At 62.3% G+C, this 925-nt stretch carries 1 protein-coding gene; it reads right to left on the reverse strand.

Annotated elements, in window-relative coordinates:
* Positions 1-54: 54 nt before the first annotated feature.
* A partial coding sequence (locus RZR99_RS32920) for a ferritin family protein (RefSeq protein WP_323123841.1) occupies positions 55-925 on the reverse strand: 871 nt, incomplete at its 5' end.

Raw genomic sequence — 925 nt, forward strand, 5'->3', positions numbered from 1 at the left:
CCAAAGAAAAAGCCCGCCGGGCTTGCCTGCGGGCTTGGGGGTGCGATACGCGGATCAGGCCGGCTGCGCCGCCGAACCCGGCTCCGGCTGCAACCTCTGCGTCACTTCCTTCCGGTACCGGTTCAACTCCTGCGCCGTCGCGAACGTCCGCTCGAACAAAATCGACAGGTTGTGCAAAATCCGCTCCACCACCTTCTTCTCCCACTCCCCGTCGAACCGGATCTGCTCGTCCAGCCACCGCTCCAGCCACTCCGGATCCGGCAGCCTCGACTGCACCGTGTCGCGCGGAAACAGCGCCTGGTTCACGTGCAGGTTCGTCGGGTGCAACGGCTTTTCCGTGCGCCGCGCCGACGCCATCAACACCCCGATCTTCGCGAACGCCGCGCGCGCCACATCCCCGAAATTCGTCAGCGCCTTCTTCATGTACCGCAGATACGCCCCGCCGTGACGCGCCTCGTCACGCGAAATCGTCTCGTAAATGTGCTTGATCACCGGCTCCGTGTGCCACTCCGCCGCTCGCCGGTACCAGTGGTTCAGCCGGATCTCCCCGCAAAAATGCAGCATCAGCGTCTCCAGCGGCGGCGCCGGATCGAATTCGAACCGCACCGCGTGCAGCTCCTCCTCCGTCGGCATCATCTCCGGCTTGAATCGCCGCAAATACTCCATCAGCACCAGCGAATGCTTCTGCTCCTCGAAGAACCACACGCTCATGAACGCCGAAAAATCACTGTCGTGATGGTTGTCGCGCAGGAACATCTCCGTCGCCGGCAGCGCCGACCACTCCGTGATCGCGTTCATCTTGATCGTCGTCGCCTGCTCGTCCGTCAGCAGCGATGCGTCGAATTCGTCCCACGGAATATCCTTCTCCATATCCCAGCGGACCGCTTCGAGCGACTTGTAAAGTTCCGGATAAAGCATGGTGTTC

The sequence above is a fragment of the Burkholderia alba genome (assembly GCF_034721475.1).
Classification (GTDB): Bacteria; Pseudomonadota; Gammaproteobacteria; order Burkholderiales; family Burkholderiaceae; genus Burkholderia; species Burkholderia alba.